The organism is Streptomyces tricolor (assembly GCF_002155905.1).
Classification (GTDB): Bacteria; Actinomycetota; Actinomycetes; order Streptomycetales; family Streptomycetaceae; genus Streptomyces; species Streptomyces tricolor.
Genome location: NZ_MUMF01000902.1, coordinates 1 through 519, shown reverse-complemented (window position 1 = coordinate 519; position 519 = coordinate 1). Strand labels below are relative to the sequence as shown.

Here is a 519-nt window from a genome sequence, read left to right as displayed (position 1 = left end):
CGTGCGCTCCCGGCGCCGCCGCAGCCAGTCGCCGCGCGGCCGAGGGGCCTCCTTCCGTCAGCAGCCGGAAGCCCGGCCCGACCGGGTTGGAGCAGTCGAGCAGGACCTTGCCCTCCAGGGCCGCGCGCAGTTCCCCGGCCACGTCCGCGCCCGCCCCGAAGGGCAGCGCGGCCAGCACCACCTCCTGACCGGACTCGGCCGCCGCCCGCAGACTGCCGGGCTTCGCGCCGCCCCCGATGCGTGTCGCGAGCCGCTCCGCCTTGTGCGCGTCCCGTCCCCCGATGGTCACCTCGTGCCCGGCCCGCACCCAGTGGGTGGCGAGCGCGTCGGCCATGCTGCCCGTTCCCAGTACGCCGATTCTCATCACGCGGTCCTCTCCGTGCCTGTTCCGACCGTTCGCACCGACGCTAGAGGGCCGCTCAGGCACCATCTGGTACGTGACGACCGACGCCTTCCTCGCCGACTGCCGCGCCCGCCTCGCCTTCGACCTGCTCTCCAACACCTGGAACGCCGTGGTGC

General features: G+C 74.4%; 1 protein-coding gene and 1 pseudogene. One reads left to right on the top strand and one right to left on the bottom strand.

Annotated elements, in window-relative coordinates; all coding sequences use genetic code 11:
- Positions 1 to 364: NADPH-dependent F420 reductase (locus CCN44_RS41335; RefSeq protein WP_208639944.1), on the bottom strand; the 364-nt coding region annotated here is incomplete at its 3' end.
- Between CCN44_RS41335 and CCN44_RS47075 the strand changes: the two are divergent.
- Positions 333 to 519: pseudogene (locus CCN44_RS47075) on the top strand (winged helix-turn-helix transcriptional regulator); the annotation flags it as partial. The gene CCN44_RS41335 and the pseudogene CCN44_RS47075 sit on opposite strands and share 32 nt — an antisense overlap.